Here is a 17,735-nt window from a genome sequence, read left to right as displayed (position 1 = left end):
AAGTAGTTGTTTCAGGCGCGTAACATTGTTCCGGCCTGGTCCGGACCGGCCCAGTCGCAGATTGTGCGAAAAAATTCATTGTGTTGGGTTGGGCCAGGATTCGGCCCGAGCCGCTGCCCGAGTCGCGCCATTACCGAGCGAATGACCATCAGGAAGGGTATTGGCGCACCCGGAACGATTCGAACGTCCGACCCTCAGATTCGTAGTCTGATGCTCTATCCAGCTGAGCTACGGGTGCGTGGAGCGGCGCTAGTAGGCGGGCGCGCCGATGGGCGCAACCCCCTTTTTATCGCTGCGTGCATTCATTTGTTTGCGCTGCCGTCCGATCCCTCACAGCGGCTGGCAGGTCGCGCGGCGGCGCAGCGGCTCTACCGCAGCCGCCTCGGACGGATCGGCGAGCAGAACGCGCTGCAGCACGATGCCGGTCGGGTAGAGCAGGCGGACAACCTCGACGCCGTCAGGCACGGCCTGCCCGCGCTGGGCCAGCACGACGCGCATCGGTCGGCCGGCCATCTGCTCGTCGTTGCGTACGAAGGCGACGTCGGTGCGCGCATCGAACACGCTGATCGAGTTGTAACGACCCGGCACCGGCACGGCGCTGACCTCGACAGGGCCGTTGCTCAGATCGAACGGGCAGATCGAATAGAGCAGATCCGGGCTGGGGCGGACCACGAACTGGCGCTCGGCGCGCACCGGCGGCGAATGGGTGAAACGATTGACCGGGCTGTTGGCGGCAATCTTGCCGGCGGCCACGCTCATCAGGAAATAGGGGGTCATGACCAGGGTCGTGACATAGCTGCCGGCCGCAAGCAGTGCGGCGACGCTCAGCGGCGCGATCCAGCGGCTCATGCGGCGCACTCCCCGCGGGTGATGGTGGGCAGCGTCACGCCGGACGGGTCGGCAGCGAGGCGGCCGCGCGGGCGATAGGTGCGCAAGGTGACCTCGAACGGCCCGTCGGTGGCGGTTGGGATCCACAGGCCGGGCTGCGGTTCAGGAGCGATGGTCAAGGCCCACTGCGCCGCGTCGGCGGGCGCGATGCGTGCGCTGCCGATCGAATAGCGGTTCCAGCGGTTGGGGATCAGCCAGCCTTGCCGGTCATAGAGAGTGACGCTCCACCAGCGCGCCTCGATGGCGCCGCCGGCGACGGTGTAGCGGCACTTGCCCGACAGCGGTTGGCCGGCGCTGTCGGTGGCGGCGGTGAAATAGCGCGCTTCCTCCTTCGGCAAGGCCAGGAGCCCGCGCAGCGCGACGATGGCGCGCGTCTTCATGTCCGCATCCGCCGTGCCGATGTCGCGCCCGGTGGTCCACGGCCCGATGCGGATGTCATTGCCGAGACCGCTGGAGCGAATCTGCCAGACGGCAAAGCCGGCGCCGAGCGCGATGCCGATGGCGATGACTGCCAGCCATTTGAAAAAAGTGCGCATTATGCGCTTTCCTCCCCGAAAGTTCTGCCGACGCTAGCAGCTTATGCCGTCAACCATCAATGACCGTCACCCCGGCCTTGAGCCGGGGTCGCAAGCAGCCCGGCGCGAGGTCGATAGCGGCCCCGGATCAGGTACGGGGCGACGATTCATCGGCTCCCCAGCGCCGCCTGTGCCGCCGCCAGCCGCGCGATGGGGACGCGGTACGGACTGGCCGAGACATAATCGAGCCCGACGCCCTCGCAGAAGGCGATCGACGCCGGGTCGCCGCCATGCTCGCCGCAGATGCCGAGCTTGATGGCGGGGCGCGTCGCCCTGCCCCGCTCTGCCGCGAGCGCGATGAGCTGGCCGACGCCTTCGACATCGAGGGTGACGAACGGATCGGCTGCGAATATGCCCTTGTCGACATAGGGCGTGAGGAAGCGGGCGGCGTCGTCACGGCTGATGCCGATGGTGGTTTGCGTCAGATCGTTGGTGCCGAAGCTGAAGAATTCGCCCGACTGCGCGATGTCTCCCGCCATCAGCGCGGCGCGCGGCAGCTCGATCATCGTGCCGACCAGATAGGGGATGCGCGTGCCTTTCTCGGCGAACACGGCCTCGGCAGCGGCATCGACCACGGCCTTCATCAGATCGAGCTCGCGCCTGGTGGCCACCAGCGGGATCATCACTTCGGGAATTGGCGCCTCGCCGCTCGCCGCCGCGACGTCGCAGGCCGCCTCGAAGATGGCGCGCGCCTGCATCTCGTAGATCTCGGGGAAGGTCACGCCGAGGCGGCAGCCACGATGGCCGAGCATCGGGTTGAATTCGTGCAGCTCCGCCGCGCGTCGCTTGAGCAGCGCAATGTCGATGCCGGCGGCGGCGGCGACATCGGCGAAATCCTCTTCCTTGTGCGGCAGGAATTCGTGCAGCGGAGGATCGAGCAGGCGGATGGTGCAGGGCAAGCCCGCCATGATCCCGAAAATCTCGGCAAAGTCACTGCGCTGTTCGGGCAGCAGCTTTTCCAGCGCGGCGCGGCGGCCGGCCTCGTCCTCGGCGAGGATCATCTGCCGCACCGCGGTGATGCGGCTGGCTTCGAAGAACATGTGCTCGGTGCGGCACAGGCCGATGCCTTCCGCTCCGAACTGCCGCGCGACGCGGCAATCCTCCGGCGTTTCGGCATTGGTGCGCACGCGCATGCGGCGGCCAGCGTCGGCCCATTCCATCAGCGTGCCGAAATCGCCGACCAGCTCCGGCTCGACGGTGGGGACGCGCCCGGCCATCACTTCGCCCGACGAGCCGTCTAGGGTGATGACTTCGCCTTCGCGCAGTTCCCGGTTGCCGGCGCGCAGCACGCCAGCGGCAGCGTCGATCGAGATGCCCCCCGCGCCGGAAACGCAGGGGCGGCCCATGCCGCGCGCGACGACCGCGGCGTGCGAGGTCATGCCGCCACGCGCGGTCAGGATGCCCCGCGCCGCATGCATGCCGTGGATGTCCTCAGGGCTGGTTTCGACGCGCACCAGGATGACTGCATCGCCAGCGGCGGCGCGCAGCACCGCGGTTTCGGCATCGAACACGATCGCGCCGGAGGCAGCGCCAGGCGATGCGGGCAGCCCCTTGGTCACCACGTCGCGTGTGGCCGATGGATCGAGCGTTGGGTGCAGCAACTGGTCGAGCGCCTGCGGATCGACGCGCAGGATCGCTTCGTCGCGGGTGATCAGCCCTTCGGCGGCCATGTCGACCGCCATCTTCAGCGCCGCCTTGGCGGTGCGCTTGCCGGCGCGGGTCTGCAGCATCCACAGCTTGCCGCGTTCGACGGTGAACTCGATGTCCTGCATGTCGCGGTAGTGGCGCTCGAGCAGGTCGAACACGGCGGCGAGCTCGGCAAAGGTGGCGGGCATCGCCTCTTCCATCGAGGCGGGCTTGGCCTTGGCTTCCTCGCGCGCGGCGCGGGTGAGATATTGGGGCGTGCGGATGCCGGCGACGACATCCTCTCCCTGCGCATTGATCAGCCACTCGCCATAATAGGCGCGCTCTCCGGTCGAGGGATTGCGGGTGAAGGCGACGCCGGTGGCCGAGGTTTCGCCCATGTTGCCGAACACCATCGCCTGCACATTGACCGCAGTGCCCCATTCGGACGGGATGCCGTTCAGCCGGCGATAGACCTTGGCGCGCTCGCTCTCCCAGCTTTCGAACACCGCGCCGATGGCGCCCCACAATTGCTCCTGCACATCCTGCGGGAAGGGGCGGCCGAGCGCCTTTTCGACGATGGTCTTGTATTCGCCGACCAGCGCCTGCCAGTCTTCCGCCGCCATCTCTGTATCGAGATAATAGCCGCGATCTTCCTTGGCGATTTCCAGCGCTTCCTCGAATTCGTGATGATCGAGCGCCAGCACCACGTCCGAATACATCTGGATGAAGCGCCGATAGCTGTCCCACGCGAAGCGCGGATCGCCCGAGGCGGCGGCGAGCCCCTCGACCGTCGCGTCGTTGAGGCCGAGGTTGAGGACGGTGTCCATCATCCCCGGCATCGACGCGCGCGCGCCCGAGCGGACCGAGACCAGCAGCGGATCGCCTGCGTCACCGAAGCGCTTGCCGGTGATCCCCTCGATATGGGCGATGCCCGCCGCGACCTCTGCCGCCAGCCCGTCGGGATAGGCGCGGCCGTTGGCGTAAAAGGCGGTGCAAACCTCGGTCGTGACGCAGAAGCCCGGGGGGACGGGAAGGCCGATGCTGGCCATCTCGGCCAGATTGGCCCCCTTGCCGCCGAGCAATTCCTTGGAGCGTTCCCGTGTGGTGGCAGCGCCGCCGAACAGATGCACGAACTGGGTCATGGTATCTCCAAACTTACCCCTCTCCCGCCGGCGGGAGAGGGACAGCCGCGAAGCGGCAGGGTGAGGGCGTGTCGGAGGGCGTCGCTACCCTCACCGCTGCGACTAGGCAGCAAGCTGCCAAGTCTCGCACCTCTCCCGCAAGCGGGAGAGGATATCACCCCTCGATCTTCGAAAAATCGGCAATTCCGTTTACCGCTGCCGTCAACCGCGCCAGCAGCGCCAGCCGCGCTTGCCGCTTGTTCGCGTCGGAATCATTGACCGTAACGGTTTCGAAAAACTTATCGATCGGTCCACGCAAGCTGGCGAGCGCGGCCATCGCTTCTTCGAAGCGCTCCTGCGCCACGGCTGCGGCGGCTGCAGGCTCGGCCGCCTCGAGCGCGGCGATGAGCGCGGCTTCGGCGGGTTCGGGCGCATACCCCGTGTTCGCCTGCGCGGCAGCGGCCCCGCCTTCCTTCTTCAGGATATTCGCGGCGCGCTTGTATCCGGCGAGCAGGTTGACCCCATCCGCTGTCCCGACAAAAGCCTGCAAAGCCTTCACCCGCGCCAGCAACCGAACCAGATCATCCTCCCCGCCAAGCGCGAAAACGGCATCGATCAAGTCGTGGCGGACACCGGCTTCGCGTTGCTGGACTTTGAGGCGGTCTATAGCAAACTCAACTAACGACCCAATTGCAGCACCTCGGTCAAGTGACATCCAAACGGCTGAAATCACATCAAGCCGCTGCTTCTGTCGATCTAAATCGACTGCTTGAACTCTTGCTTCTACAGGCTGAGGCAATGTCCATTCGGCACTGGTAAACGACTTCGCTCTTTGGACGGCTTCGGCCATCAATTTGTCGGCGGCGTCCTGAGCCATAACCAATCGACTTAGCCGCTGCATTTCGACAAACATCTGCCAGCTAAACTGTTCAAATGCTTCACCAATCAGCTGTCTGAACGAGCAGCGAATGTCGTTCTGAATTACTGTCGAAGTCGTTCCGATTATTGCTCTTCTCAACGCAAACGGGTCTTTGGAACCAGTCGGTCGTTCATTTGCAGCAAAGAAGCACAACAACGTATCCAGCTTATCCGCCAGAGACACCGCCACCGTCACCGGCGCAGTCGGCACGGCATCGCCCTGCCCCACCGGCTTGTAATGATCGCGGATCGCGTCGGCGACAGCGTCGGGCAAACCCTCCGCGCGGGCATAGTATCCGCCCATCACCCCCTGGAGCTCGGGAAACTCCCCGACCATTTCGGTGACGAGGTCGGCCTTGCACAACCGCGCCGCCTGCTCCGCGAGGTCGGCCAGCGACAGGTCCTCCCCGGAACGGGGAGGGGGACCATCCGCAGGATGGTGGAGGGGCACTGGCGGGTGGTCCTGAGGTTGGACGGACGCGCCCGGCGGTACCCGCCCCTCCACCAGCTTCGCTGGTCCCCCTCCCCGTTCCGGGGAGGACCCGACTATCCCCTCTTCCACCAGCCACCGAGCCAGCTTGGCCACCCGCTCGACCTTGTCGGCAACCGTGCCCAGCTTCTCGTGGAAGGTGATGCGCGACAGCTTTTCCGCATGCACCGCCAGCGAAGCCTTCTTGTCCTGCTCCCAGAAGAAGCGCGCATCAGAGAGCCGCGCCGCCAGCACCTTGCGGTTCCCCGCCACAATCGCCGCGCCGCCGTCCGACGCCTCGATATTGGCGGTGCAGATGAAGGCGGGGGCGAGCTTTCCATCCGCGCCCGCGCACACGAAATATTTCTGGTTGGTCGCCAGCGTCAGGCGGACCACTTCGGGCGGCACTTCCAGGAACGCCGGATCGAAATCACCGAGCAGCGGCACCGGCCATTCGGTGAGGCCGGCATTCTCCGCGACCAGCGCTTCATCGGCGATCCACGTCAGCCCGCGTTCGGCGCACAGCGCCTCAGCGCGCTCGCGGATGATGGCGCGCCGTTCTTCCTGATCGACGATGACATGCGCGGCGCGCAGGCGGACAGCATAATCCTGCGCCCCGGCAATGCTGACCTCGCCGCTGGCATGGAAGCGGTGGCCCTTGGTGGTCGTGCCGCTGGCGATGCCGTCCACTTCGCACGGCACCAGCTCCTCGCCCAGGATCGCGACTATGCCCTGCAGCGGGCGCACCCAGCGCAGGGATTCGCTGACGCTGCTGGCGCGGCCCCAGCGCATCGACTTGGGCCAGGCAAAGGCGCGGACGATGGCGGGGATCGCCTCTGCCAGCACGTCGCGCGTCGCCCTGCCCGGCTTTTCCACCGTGGCGAACCATATGCCGTCGCGATCCTCGAGCTGGTCCTGCGTCAGCCCGGTCTTGCGCAGGAAGCCCTCCAGCGCCTGCGGCGGCGCGCTGGTGCGCGGGCCCTTATACTCCTCGGACACCGCGGCCGTTTCCGGCGGCAGCCCGCGCGCGATCAGCGCAAGGCGGCGCGGCGTCGACCAGATGGTGACGTCGTCGGCCGGCAGCCCCGCAGCGGCCATCTGTGCAGCGAACAGCTTGCCAAGTTCAGCCCGCGCCCCATCCTGCATGCGCGCGGGAATTTCCTCGGACAGCAGCTCCAGCAGGAAGTCGGTCACAACACCCACTCCGGAAACTTCGCCGTCCACTTTTCGCTCTGGCTGTCGATCCAAGCCTTGCAGCTGCCCTTCGCCAGATCGCGGACGCGGGCCATGTAGTTGGCGCGCTCCTGCACGCTGATCACGCCGCGGGCTTGCAGCAGGTTGAACAGATGGCTCGCCTCGATCGCCTGGTCATAGGCGGCGAGTGGCACGCCCGCGTCGATCGCGCGCTGGCATTCGGCCTCTGCCGCCTTGAAGCCGGCGAACAGCGAGTCGGTGTCCGCCACCTCGAAATTCCATTTCGAAAACTGCCGCTCGTTCTCGAGAAACACGTCGCCATAGCTGACGGCCGCGACTTCCCCGACCGCGTCGGAGAAGCGCAGGTCGTACACATTGTCGACATTCTGGATGTACATGGCGAGCCGCTCCAGCCCGTAGGTCAGCTCGCCCGCCACCGGCTTGCAGTCATAGCCGCCCATCTGCTGGAAATAGGTGAACTGGGTCACCTCCATCCCGTCGCACCACACTTCCCAGCCCAGGCCCCAGGCGCCCAGCGTCGGGCTTTCCCAATCATCCTCGACAAAGCGGATGTCGTGCAGCAGCGGGTCGATGCCGATCGCGGCGAGGGAGCCGAGATACTGCTCCTGCAGGTCGGCGGGGCTGGGCTTCAGGATCACCTGATACTGGTAATAATGCTGCAGCCGGTTGGGGTTCTCGCCATAGCGGCCGTCAGTCGGACGGCGGCTGGGCTGGACATAGGCGACGTTCCACGGCTCCGGCCCCAGGCTGCGCAGCGTCGTCGCCGGGTGGAAGGTGCCCGCGCCGACACGCATGTCATAGGGCTGGAGAATGGCACAGCCGCGCGCGCTCCAATAGGCGTGCAGCGACAGGATCATGTCCTGGAAACTCAGCGGCGCTTTGGCTGCCACGATTCTTCCCTTGAAGTTTCGGTGTTTCGCGGTTGCGAAATCGTTGCGCGAGCCTTTGGCGAAAGGGGCGCGGGGGGTCAAGCGGGGCGGAGAAAACCGCCGGATTTAGGATGTTTGTCAGGTTCCAGCGACCTAAAGTAAGGTGTGCTTGACATGGTCAGCGAATCGCGACATATAGTCAGCACAACCTGACATTGTGACAGGTTGGCACGACCACAAGGAGTATCCCCCCATGCTCAAGACCCTCATTCTCGCTGCCGCCGTCGCCCTGCCGGTTGCCGCCCCTGCCGCTGCGGCCGGCGACGACACCGTCACCGTGGCGGTGCGCACCGCCGACCTCGATCTTGCCCGCAGCGGCGACCAGCAGCGGCTGTCACGCCGGATCGAATCCGCAGCGCGGTCGATCTGCTTCAGCGGTGCACGCGACATCGCCAGCCGGATTGCCGAAAGCCGCTGCGTCGAACAGGCGCTCGCCAGCGCCGCGCCGCAGGCCGAACGCGCCATCGCGCTTGCCACCAGCGGCCGCCGGCTCGCCAGCATCGCCGTCGAGCGCAGCCGCTGATGCATGACTTTCTGCCAAACCGCCGCTTGGCGGGGGTCTCCGCCCATGGCAGGACACTGGCCGGAGCGGGGCGATCCCCCCGCGCACCGCTCCGGCCCTTTCTCGCAACGGATTGATCGCAGCCATGGCCCGTCTTGACCGCTACCGGCTCTATTTCCTGCTGATGGACGTATCGACCGTGCTGGTCGGAGTGAGCATCGCGCAGGCAATCCTGAACCCTTCTGCGCTGACGCAGCCAGCGGGCGAGCCGGGCCCGATCGACCTGGCGATCGCCGCGATCATCATCCTGCTGCCCACGTCGCTGATCTTTGCCAGCCGCATGCGCGACGAATTCGCGGAGATATTGTGGCAGAAGGCAGCGGCGTCGACGGTCAAGGGGCTGGTGATCCTGCCCTTCGTCGCCCTGTTCGTCGCAGGCATTGTCGCCGGCTATCGCGAAGCGGGCGGCGCGGCCCGCGCCCCGATGCCGCTCGATGCGATCAGCGGCACCACCCTGTTCGGCTGGGCGTGGATGCTGATGCTGAGTCTGTTCGTGCTGTCGTTCCAGTGGCACCGCTGGCGGGGCAGCCGATGAAGAACCGCCTCAAGGTGTTGCGCGCCGAGCGCAACTGGAGCCAGGCCGATCTGGCCGAGCATCTCGATGTTTCGCGCCAGGCGGTCAACGCCATCGAGACGGGCAAGCACGACCCCTCGCTGCCCCTCGCCTTCCGTATTGCCCGCCTGTTCGACATGGCGATCGAGACAATCTTCGACGACGAATTCAATGGAGCTTCGAGATGACCGCGCCCCAGATCGACCGCGACGACGACAATGGCGGCGGCACGCCCTCGCAATGGCTGGGGCTGCTGGGAGCCGGCTTGGCCAGCGTCACCATGCTCGGCGCTGTGGCGGGCTTCCTCTCCGAGGCGCTGGAGGACGGATGGTCCGCCTTCACATTGCGTGACGGCGTGGTGCTGGGCGTTCTGATCGCGGTAGCGGCAAGCTTTGCCTATGCCGCTGTGCGGCTGAGCCGTCGCCTGTTCGGGCCCGAAGCGCGCATCCCGACGCGCGAGCGGCGCAGCCGCAACTATCTGCTGGCGAGTTTCGGCATCGGCGTGGTTACCGCGATCGTGCTGCTGAGCGCGGACATCATGAGCGTGAGCGACGATCCGCTGTCGATCTTGTCCGACAGCCCGATTCCCCCGGTTGCAGCCGTCGTCCTGTCGCTACTGCTGCTGACCGTGTTGCCGGTACTGAGCTGGCGCTGGCAGAAGACGGTCGACGAGCATGAACGCGAGGCCTACCAGTCGGGTGCGTTGGCCGCCGCCTACATGTTCCTGATCGTTGCGCCGGTCTGGTGGTTGCTGTGGCGCGGCGGGCTGGTGCCGGAGGTCAACGGCATCATCCTTTACTTCGCCTTCGATTTCACCTTCCTGATCGTCTGGTTCTGGAAGAAATACCGATAAACCCCCAAGAACAATGCCAAAGAAAGGATTCCTCCCGATGACAAGCCTGCGTACCCTAGCCCGCCTGCTCGGCACCGCCGCGCTGTTCCTCACGCCGCCGGCTCTGGCTCAGGACGCCCCTGCCCCCACTGCCGCCCCCGCCGCCGCGCCTGCGGCTGCCGCCGAGACGGTCGATGCCGATCCGGCGCTGTGGGTGGTGCGCGATGCCGATACCACCGTCTATCTGTTCGGCACCGTCCACGTCCTGCGCCCCGGCCTGAGCTGGTTCGACGAGGCGGTGAAGGAGGCGTTCGATGCCTCCGACGAGCTTAAGATCGAGGTGGTGCTGCCCGAGAATACCGCGGAACTAGCGCCACGCTTCATCGCGGCGGGCAGCTATCCGGCAGGGACCACCCTGTCGAGCCGGATGACCCCCGAGCAGCTCGCCAGCTATCAGGCCGGCCTGCAGCGGTTCGGCATCCCTGCCGCAGCGCTCGACCCCTATGAGCCCTGGTTCGTCGGCCTGCAGCTCGCGCAGGGCCTGTATGCGGCGATGGGGATGACGCCGGATAGCGGTGCCGAAAAGACGCTGACCACCGCTGCAGCGGCGGCCGGCAAGCCGGTCAGCGGTTTCGAGACGATCGACGACCAGCTCGGCTTCTTCGACGGCACCCCCGAGAGCGAGCAGATCAGCGGGCTGATCATGTTTTTCGATCGGGCGCCGGAAATGCGCGGCATGGTCGATCGCTTGCTGACCAGCTGGACCGAAGGCAAGCCGGAAGACACCGCCGCGGTGATGAACGAGGGCATGGTAAACAGCCCCGAGACCGTCCGCATCCTGCTGACCGACCGCAACCGCCGCTGGGCCGAGTCGATCCAGGCGCGGATGGAGCAGCCGGGCACCGTGTTCGTCGCGGTGGGCGCCGGGCATCTGGCCGGCGATAACAGCGTGCAGACTTTCCTCGCCGAGCGCGGTCTGACTGCAGAACGCATCAATTACTGATAGCAACTCTGTTCACCATCTGAACGAAGCCAATCATTAGTAATTGGCATCTAGGCATCGACTCGCTGCAACAGGCGAGTCGATGCCATGCTATTTCGATCAATGATTGTTTGCGTCGCGTCGCTGGCGTCTTTTTGCCTCGCCGCGCCGGTCATGGCACAGACGGCCGGCACCGGGCTCGGCCCCACCCCTGCCGATCCGGCGCTGTGGGTGGTCAAGGACGAAGACACTACCATCTATCTGTTCGGCACGGTGCATGTGCTGCGGCCCGGATTGAGCTGGTTCGACGGGCGCATTCGCCAGGCGTTCGATGAATCCGACGAGCTGGTCACCGAAATTCCCGAGCGCGAGTTCGAACAGGCGATGCCGCTGCTGGTGCAGCGCGCGCTGACCGACGACGGCAAGATGCTGAGCGAGCGGCTGACCGCCGAGCAACTGGCGCTGTATCGCCGCGCCATGGCGCGGATGGGGATACCGATGCGGGTGTTCGAGCCGGTCGAGCCCTGGGTGCCCGCATTCATCCTGTCCAGCGGCTGCACCTGCGATGGCTATACCGCGGCGCATGGCGTCGAAACCGTTCTCAACCGCGCGGCGCGCCAGCGGCGCATGGCGACCAGCGCACTGGAGTCGCTCGACATGCAGCTCGGCTTCTTCGATCACCTCAGCGAAGAAACCCAGATCAGCCTGCTGATGAGCCTGTCCGAGGCAGTGGTGCATCCGGTGCCCGGCTCCGGCGCCGCCGCACGTGCGGGCATGAACGAGATGGTCGGTCGCTGGGCGGCCGGCGATGTCGAGGGGCTGACCGCGCTGCTGGCGGATTCGTTCGGCGACACCCCCGAATTGCACGAACGGCTCATCCCGTTCCGCAACAATAATTGGGCGCAGTGGATCCAGCTGCGTCTCAACGAACCGGGCGGAAAATTCTTCGTCGCGGTGGGCGCCGCGCATCTGCACGGGCCGGAAAGCGTGCAGGCGCAACTGGCCACCATGGGCATCACCGTTGAGCGGGTGGAGTATTGACGCCGCCGCGTTAGAAGGCGGCCATGCCGCGTCGTGCCCTCCCGATCCTGCTGCTGGCGCTGCTTGCCGCCTGCAGCCCCGCCGAACCGCTGATCGACGGCCCCGCGCGCCCTGCGCTGTGGGTGGTGGAGGATGCGGATACGCGCATCGTCATCCTGGGGAGCGTGCATCAATTGCCGCCCGAACTCGACTGGCAGGGCGGCGCGCTGGCGGCGGAACGCGATGCGGCCGACGAACTGATCCTCGAACTGGCCCCGGCCGAACTTGCCAAGGCCCCCGAGCTGTTCAGGGTCCTGTCCACCGACGAGCCGGTAGCGCCGGTTGCCCGGCGCTTCGGCGCGGGGCCGGCGGACCGGATCGTCGATCTGGTCGGCGGGGCCGGCATGGACGAAGCGGATGCAGACCGCACCGAAAGCTGGGGACTGGCGCTGACCATCGGCACCATCCTGTCAGCCGACGCGGGCCTTTCCTCGGCCAATGGGGTGGAGACGCGGCTGACCGCCGCCTTTGCCGCCGACGACCGCCCGGTCACCGGCCTCGAGAGTGCGGCCGAGCAACTGGCGGTGTTCGATGCCCTGCCCGCGGCCGCGCAGCAGGCAATGGTCGAGACGGCGCTCCGCCATGCGCCGGATGCGCGCGCGCGGACGAGGGCGCTGCTCGGCGCCTGGGCCAGCGGCGACGAGGCGCGGCTTGCCGCCACCGCCGACTCTGCCATGGTCGACACGCCCTTCCTGATCGAACCGCTGGTGCTGGCGCGCAACCGCCGCTGGGCGGACGCGCTGGCGGCGCGCATGGCGCGGCCGGGGCGGATACTGGTGGCGGTCGGTGCCGGGCATCTGGTCGGCGACGGGTCGCTGATTGCCGAATTGCGCGCACGCGGGCTCGACGCGAGGAGGCTGCAATGACGCTATTGCTTGCTTTTCGGGCGGCAGGCGGCTAACGGCCCCGCTTCCCGACATGGTCATCCCTGGAGGCGTGGCGGGAAGCACATATTTCCATTCGGAGAAAACACATGAGCGAACAGCTGACTCTGTCGGCCGAATCGCGCGAGCGGGCTGGCAAGGGAGCCTCCCGTGCATTGCGCAATGCCGGTCGCGTACCCGCCGTGATTTATGGCGACAACAAGGATCCCGAGACGATCCACCTCGAGGAAAAGGCGCTGGTCAAGGCGCTGATGACCGGTCATTTCTTCAGCGCGACCATCGTCGTCGACGTTGCGGGCAAGACCACCACCACCCTCGCCAAGGACGTCGCTTTCCACCCGGTGACCGACCGCCCGCTGCACGTCGATTTCTATCGCGTCGGCAAGAACAGCACGGTGCATGTCGAAGTCCCGGTGGTGTTCGCCAACGAAGAGGCATCGCCCGGCCTGAAGCGCGGTGGCGTACTCAACATCGTCCGTCACGAAGTCGAAGTGATCTGCTCGGCCTCCAACATCCCGGAAGAGCTGGTGATCGACATTACCGGCTATGACGTCGGCGATTCGGTGCACATTTCTGCGGTCAAGCTGCCGGAAGGCGTCACGCCGGCGATCACCGATCGCGACTTCACCATCGCCACGGTCGTCGCTCCGTCGGGTCTGCGCTCGGCCGAAGGCGACACCACCAAGGCCGACGGCGAAAGCTGAAGCCAGTGAAGATCATCGTCGCCCCGGGCTCGGCCCGGGGCCGCTTGCAGCGCTGCGCTGCATCGAAAGCGGCCCCGGATCAGGTCCGGGGCGACGGATTCTAGACCATGCAAATCTGGGCCGGCCTCGGCAATCCCGGCGCAAGCTATGCGCTGCACCGGCACAATGTCGGCTTCATGGCCGTCGACACCATCCACGAGCGCTGGAACTTCTCGCCCTGGAAGCGCGGCTTTCAGGCAATCGTCGCCGAAGGCCGCATCGGCACTGCGCGCGTCCTGCTGATGAAACCGCAGACCTTCATGAACGAGAGCGGCCGCGCGGTCGGCGAGGCGCTGCGCTTTTTCAAGGGCGTGCCCGGCGACGTCACCGCCTTCTATGACGAGCTCGACCTCGATCCCTTCAAGATCAAGGTCAAGACCGGCGGCGGCGCGGCGGGGCATAATGGCATCCGCTCGATCACCGCGCATATCGGTGCCGATTTCCGTCGCGTGCGGCTGGGCATCGGCCACCCCGGGCATAAGGACCGGGTGACCGGCCATGTGCTCGGCAATTTCGCCAAGACGGAAATGGACCCGCTCAGCGACATGCTCGCCGCCGTTGCTGCAGAAGCGGAGTGGCTGGCCAAGGGCGACGACGTTCGTTTCATGAACGATGTGGCGATGCGGCTGCAGGGATAACCTGAGCCCCGCCTGCTTGCGGAACCGGTCGGAGTGGCCCTATCGGTCCCCGCCATGCCGCCTGCAAATTCCCGCCCCCAGCCGCAAATTCGGGTGGACCGCGCGCCGAGAATGCAGCGCGTCCTTGTCATCGGCCCCTGCGGGGCAGGCAAATCGACGCTGGCCACCAGGCTCGGCGCATGGCTGGAGCTGCCGGTCTTTCACATCGACCAACTCAACTGGCAGCCGGGTTGGGTGGAGCGCGGCAAGGAGGAGTTGCGCGCCCGCCTTGCCGAAATCGTTGCCGGGGAACACTGGCTGATCGACGGCAATTACGGCGGCACGCTCGACGTGCGGCTGGAGCGGGCCGATGCCATCGTCTATCTCGACTTCCCGGTATGGCTGTGCGCGACGCGCGTGCTGAGGAGGATCTGGACCTGGCGCGGGCGCCCGCGCCCCGACATGCCGGAAGGCTGCCCGGAGCGCTTCGACATCGCTTTCTTCTGGTATGTGCTGCGCTGGAACAGCGGCCCCCGCCCGCGAACCGAGGCAAAACTGGTGGGCCATGAGGGCAAGACAATTCGCTTGAAGAGCCCGGCGGCGCTGGCGCGGTGGCTGGACGATTTGCCCTCCGGCAATCGCACCGGTAGCGTCGCGGCATGACCATCCGCACCCTCTTCACCACCCCGATCTACGAAGCGCAGCTTGGCAATGACGCGCTGCTCGGCGCCCTCGCCCATGCGGCGCGGACGCTGGCCGGCGACGACCGGGCGGGGCGGGCGTGGTCCAAGGCGCACGGCTATCGCGGCTATACCAGCTACGCCAGCCTCGACGATCTCCCGCAGCGCGACCCGGATGTGGCCGCGCTGGTGCGCAGCCTCGACAAGCATGTCGCCGCCTTCGCACGCGATTGCGCCTTCGATCTCGACGGCAAGCTCCGGCTCGACAGCCTGTGGGTCAACATCCTCAAGCCCGGCGGCGCGCATTCGGGCCACATCCATCCGCACAGCGTGGTCAGCGGCACCATCTACCTGGAGGTGCCGCCGGGCGCAGGCGGGTTGCGGTTCGAAGACCCGCGCCTGCCGCTGATGATGGCCGCTCCCACCCGGCTGGCCGATGCCCCGGACGAGCGCCAGCCGTTCGTCACCATCGCCCCGCGGCCGGGCACCATCCTGCTGTGGGAGAGCTGGCTGCGGCACGAGGTCGAGCCCAATGCCGCCAAGGCGGAGCGTATCTCGATCAGCTTCAACTACAGCTGATGGCCGCGCGCCGCGCACCGCGCCGGCTCGAGCGGCACCATCTGCCCTTTGTGGTGCGCCGCCGCTGGTGGGCCTCGCTGATCACCCTGCTGCTGTGGCCAGTGCTGCTGGGCCTTGGCGGGCTGATGCTCTGGTTCGGCTGGAGCGCCGAAGGCTCGCTTATCGGTGCGCTCGTCGCGTCGTTGTGCGGCGGCGTCGTCCTGCTGGGATCGCTGATCGGGCTCGACCGCAGCTTCCCCTATTATCTGCGGATAGAGATCGATGGCTTCACCGTCCGTGGCCTGCTCTTCACCCGCCGTTTCCGCTGGAGCGAGGTAACCGAATTCCTTCCCCGCTCCAATTACCGGTTGCCCGGCTATTATGCATCCTGGTCGGTCGATGGCTCCAACCATCCCCGCCGGCACTGGTCGAGCCTGTGGTTCGGCTTTTACGAGATGCCGCCATTGATGGCATTTGGCGGGAAGGAGTTGACGCGCCTGCTCCGTCACGCCAAGCGGCGCGCCGATGCGGGCTGGCCTGATCCAGACCTGCGAACCAGACAGAAAGCTTAGATAATGGGTTTCAAATGCGGTATCGTCGGGCTGCCGAACGTCGGCAAGTCCACGCTGTTCAATGCGCTGACCGAGACGCAGGCGGCACAGGCAGCCAACTATCCTTTCTGCACCATCGAACCGAATATCGGCCAGGTCGCCGTGCCGGACGAGCGGCTGGGCAAGCTGGCGGCGATTGCGGGATCGCAAAAGATCATCGAAACCCAGCTCGCCTTCGTCGACATCGCCGGGCTGGTGCGCGGCGCCAGCAAGGGCGAGGGGCTGGGAAACCAGTTTCTCGGCAACATCCGCGAAGTCGACGCGATCGTCCATGTGCTGCGCTGTTTCGTCAATGACGACATCCAGCATGTCGACAACCGCATCGACCCCATCGCCGATGCCGAGACGGTAGAGACAGAGCTGCTGCTCGCCGACCTCGAGAGCCTCGAAAAGCGGGTACCGAACTTCCAGAAGAAGGCTGCACAGGGCGACAAGGAGGCCAAGGCGGCGGCCGCAGTGCTCGGCCAGGCGCTCGAGTTGCTGCGCGAGGGCAAGCCGGCGCGGCTGACCGTACCAAGCGACGACGATCAGGCGCGGCTGCTGGCGCAGGCGCAACTGCTGACGTCCAAGCCGGTGCTCTATGTCTGCAATGTCGAGGAGGATGCGGCGGCCAATGGCAATGCCCAGTCGGCGCGGGTGTTCGAGAAGGCGGCGGCCGAAGGCGCGCAGGCGGTGGTCGTTTCCGCCGCGATCGAGGCTGAACTGACCGGTATGGACAACGACGAACGCATGCTGTTCCTCGAGGAAATGGGCCTTGCCGAAACCGGCCTCGCCCGCGTGGTGCGCGCCGGCTACAAGCTGCTCGACCTGCTGACCTTCTTCACCGTCGGCCCCAAGGAAGCGCGGGCATGGACCGTCCACAATGGCGCCACCGCGCCCGAGGCTGCGGGCGTGATCCACAGCGATTTCCAGAAGGGCTTCATCCGCGCCGAAACGGTGGCCTATGACGATTATGTCGCGCTAGGCGGGGAAGCGCGCGCGCGCGAGGCGGGCAAGCTGCGCGCCGAGGGCAAGGCCTATGTCGTGCACGACGGCGACGTGATGCACTTCCTGCATAGCTGATCATGCCCTCTCCCGCAGACGGGAGAGGAGCTTGCTTACATCCAGAACCAGATGCCGGCGGCCATGCGGGCGCCGAGCGGGGTGTGGGCCCAGGTCAGGGCCAGCCACAGCAGCGTGCCGAGGCCCAGGGCAACGGCACCGGGCCAAGCGGCTCCCCAGGGGACGGTGCCGCCGATCTGCCCGGCGAAAGGCACGAAGGCGGTGCGTCGCGCCCAGCCGCGCCAGGCATCCCCCATCAGGCGCGCCTTCTTGGCATCCTGACCGAGCGAGCCGCCCAGCGCGAGCACGAGCATGGCGGTGGCGAGAATGTGATTTTCCCGCGTCGGCCAGATCAGCAGGTGGACCGCCGCCCAGATGGCGATGCTCCACATCATCGGATGGCGGGTGATGGCGAATACGCCGACCGGGTTGCGCAGCGCCGCCTGCGCCGCACCGGGCGCGGGCAGCGCCGGATTACCGAAGAAGCTTCCAGCCAGCAGTACGGCGGCGAACCACATGGCGATGCTCGCCGCGATCCACGCGCCCTCGCCCGGCAGATAGGCTGGCACCGACGCAGGCGTGTTGTGCCACGCCCACAGCAGCCAGCCGAAAGTGGCGAACGCGACGAGGCTGTAGAGGCCGCGAAAGCCACCCTCCCCCATCAGCCTGACCGTCATCCCGCGCAACGGATGCGACAGCAGGAAATGCGTGCCGACAAAGGTCGCGCTGGCCAGCGCCAATTGTCCGTAACCGGTCATGCAAAGCCCCCTCTCCATTCAGGCGGGCTTGGGGCGGGGCGTCACAACGACAGCCCAATTCTACCCGGACACGCCCCACCCCCGACCCCTCCC

Annotated in this window: 19 protein-coding genes and 1 tRNA gene; 13 read left to right on the top strand and 7 right to left on the bottom strand. The window is 66.5% G+C overall.

Features of this window, described 5'->3' with window-relative positions:
- Nucleotides 1–161 precede the first annotated feature (161 nt).
- From AC0QC4_RS08090 to AC0QC4_RS08065, 6 genes are all read right to left on the bottom strand, one after another.
- Nucleotides 162–238 (bottom strand) — tRNA-Arg (locus tag AC0QC4_RS08090).
- A gap of 92 nt (nucleotides 239–330) precedes the next feature.
- The gene (locus tag AC0QC4_RS08085) at nucleotides 331–849 is read right to left on the bottom strand and encodes a DUF1254 domain-containing protein (RefSeq protein ID WP_483659278.1); all 519 of its coding nucleotides are present in this window, start codon (nucleotides 847–849) and stop codon (nucleotides 331–333) included.
- Nucleotides 846–1,424 carry a DUF1214 domain-containing protein gene (locus AC0QC4_RS08080; RefSeq protein WP_483659277.1) on the bottom strand — a complete coding sequence of 193 codons (579 nt, stop codon included), beginning with the start codon at nucleotides 1,422–1,424 and terminating at the stop codon, nucleotides 846–848. The genes AC0QC4_RS08085 and AC0QC4_RS08080 overlap by 4 nt, the downstream gene beginning before the upstream one ends.
- A gap of 146 nt (nucleotides 1,425–1,570) precedes the next feature.
- Nucleotides 1,571–4,231 (bottom strand): pyruvate, phosphate dikinase, encoded by a 2,661-nt coding sequence (ppdK, locus tag AC0QC4_RS08075; protein ID WP_483659276.1) that lies wholly within the window; start codon nucleotides 4,229–4,231, stop codon nucleotides 1,571–1,573.
- Nucleotides 4,232–4,385: 154 nt separating this feature from the next.
- Nucleotides 4,386–6,791 carry a glycine--tRNA ligase subunit beta gene (gene glyS / locus AC0QC4_RS08070; RefSeq protein WP_483659275.1) on the bottom strand — a complete coding sequence of 802 codons (2,406 nt, stop codon included), beginning with the start codon at nucleotides 6,789–6,791 and terminating at the stop codon, nucleotides 4,386–4,388.
- A complete protein-coding gene (locus AC0QC4_RS08065; protein WP_483659362.1) occupies nucleotides 6,788–7,669 on the bottom strand; it encodes a glycine--tRNA ligase subunit alpha in 882 nt (293 codons plus the stop codon). Before AC0QC4_RS08065 ends, glyS begins: the two co-directional genes overlap by 4 nt.
- Nucleotides 7,670–7,934: 265 nt before the next feature.
- Between AC0QC4_RS08065 and AC0QC4_RS08060 the strand changes: the two genes are divergently transcribed.
- The 13 genes from AC0QC4_RS08060 (at nucleotide 7,935) to ychF (ending at nucleotide 16,905) form a co-directional block, all read left to right on the top strand.
- The gene (locus AC0QC4_RS08060; protein ID WP_483659274.1) at nucleotides 7,935–8,264 is read left to right on the top strand and encodes a UrcA family protein; all 330 of its coding nucleotides are present in this window, start codon (nucleotides 7,935–7,937) and stop codon (nucleotides 8,262–8,264) included.
- 124 nt (nucleotides 8,265–8,388) lie between these two features.
- Entirely contained in the window at nucleotides 8,389–8,838 is a 450-nt protein-coding gene (locus AC0QC4_RS08055) for a hypothetical protein (protein WP_483659272.1), read from the top strand.
- Nucleotides 8,835–9,044 (top strand): helix-turn-helix transcriptional regulator, encoded by a 210-nt coding sequence (locus AC0QC4_RS08050; RefSeq protein ID WP_483659270.1) that lies wholly within the window; start codon nucleotides 8,835–8,837, stop codon nucleotides 9,042–9,044. Before AC0QC4_RS08055 ends, AC0QC4_RS08050 begins: the two co-directional genes overlap by 4 nt.
- Nucleotides 9,041–9,709, top strand: a complete 669-nt coding sequence (locus AC0QC4_RS08045; RefSeq protein ID WP_483659269.1) for a hypothetical protein — start codon at nucleotides 9,041–9,043, stop codon at nucleotides 9,707–9,709. Before AC0QC4_RS08050 ends, AC0QC4_RS08045 begins: the two co-directional genes overlap by 4 nt.
- A 37-nt stretch (nucleotides 9,710–9,746) precedes the next feature.
- A complete protein-coding gene (locus tag AC0QC4_RS08040) occupies nucleotides 9,747–10,691 on the top strand; it encodes a TraB/GumN family protein (RefSeq protein ID WP_483659267.1) in 945 nt (314 codons plus the stop codon).
- Between the two features lie 153 nt (nucleotides 10,692–10,844).
- Nucleotides 10,845–11,711, top strand: coding sequence for a TraB/GumN family protein (locus AC0QC4_RS08035; protein WP_483659265.1), 867 nt, complete (start codon nucleotides 10,845–10,847; stop codon nucleotides 11,709–11,711).
- Nucleotides 11,712–11,734: 23 nt separating this feature from the next.
- A complete protein-coding gene (locus tag AC0QC4_RS08030; RefSeq protein ID WP_483659263.1) occupies nucleotides 11,735–12,616 on the top strand; it encodes a TraB/GumN family protein in 882 nt (293 codons plus the stop codon).
- A 107-nt stretch (nucleotides 12,617–12,723) separates the two neighbouring features.
- The gene (locus tag AC0QC4_RS08025; RefSeq protein WP_483659262.1) at nucleotides 12,724–13,338 is read left to right on the top strand and encodes a 50S ribosomal protein L25/general stress protein Ctc; all 615 of its coding nucleotides are present in this window, start codon (nucleotides 12,724–12,726) and stop codon (nucleotides 13,336–13,338) included.
- A gap of 107 nt (nucleotides 13,339–13,445) precedes the next feature.
- Nucleotides 13,446–14,015 (top strand): aminoacyl-tRNA hydrolase, encoded by a 570-nt coding sequence (gene pth, locus AC0QC4_RS08020; RefSeq protein ID WP_483659261.1) that lies wholly within the window; start codon nucleotides 13,446–13,448, stop codon nucleotides 14,013–14,015.
- Nucleotides 14,016–14,126: 111 nt separating this feature from the next.
- On the top strand, nucleotides 14,127–14,657 hold the full coding sequence (locus AC0QC4_RS08015; protein WP_483659260.1) for a P-loop NTPase family protein: 531 nt from the start codon (nucleotides 14,127–14,129) through the stop codon (nucleotides 14,655–14,657).
- Nucleotides 14,654–15,253 carry a TIGR02466 family protein gene (locus tag AC0QC4_RS08010; RefSeq protein ID WP_483659259.1) on the top strand — a complete coding sequence of 200 codons (600 nt, stop codon included), beginning with the start codon at nucleotides 14,654–14,656 and terminating at the stop codon, nucleotides 15,251–15,253. Before AC0QC4_RS08015 ends, AC0QC4_RS08010 begins: the two co-directional genes overlap by 4 nt.
- Nucleotides 15,253–15,804 carry a hypothetical protein gene (locus tag AC0QC4_RS08005; RefSeq protein ID WP_483659258.1) on the top strand — a complete coding sequence of 184 codons (552 nt, stop codon included), beginning with the start codon at nucleotides 15,253–15,255 and terminating at the stop codon, nucleotides 15,802–15,804. Before AC0QC4_RS08010 ends, AC0QC4_RS08005 begins: the two co-directional genes overlap by 1 nt.
- A 3-nt stretch (nucleotides 15,805–15,807) precedes the next feature.
- Nucleotides 15,808–16,905 carry a redox-regulated ATPase YchF gene (ychF, locus tag AC0QC4_RS08000; RefSeq protein ID WP_483659257.1) on the top strand — a complete coding sequence of 366 codons (1,098 nt, stop codon included), beginning with the start codon at nucleotides 15,808–15,810 and terminating at the stop codon, nucleotides 16,903–16,905.
- A 35-nt stretch (nucleotides 16,906–16,940) separates the two neighbouring features.
- On the opposite strand, the gene AC0QC4_RS07995 is transcribed toward ychF, so the two are convergent.
- Nucleotides 16,941–17,642, bottom strand: a complete 702-nt coding sequence (locus AC0QC4_RS07995; protein WP_483659256.1) for an NnrU family protein — start codon at nucleotides 17,640–17,642, stop codon at nucleotides 16,941–16,943.
- Nucleotides 17,643–17,735 lie beyond the last annotated feature (93 nt).

The organism is Sphingomonas sp. jy18, assembly GCF_056931895.1.
Note: the sequence above shows the minus strand (reverse complement) of the source record. Positions and strands in the feature narration are given on the sequence as shown.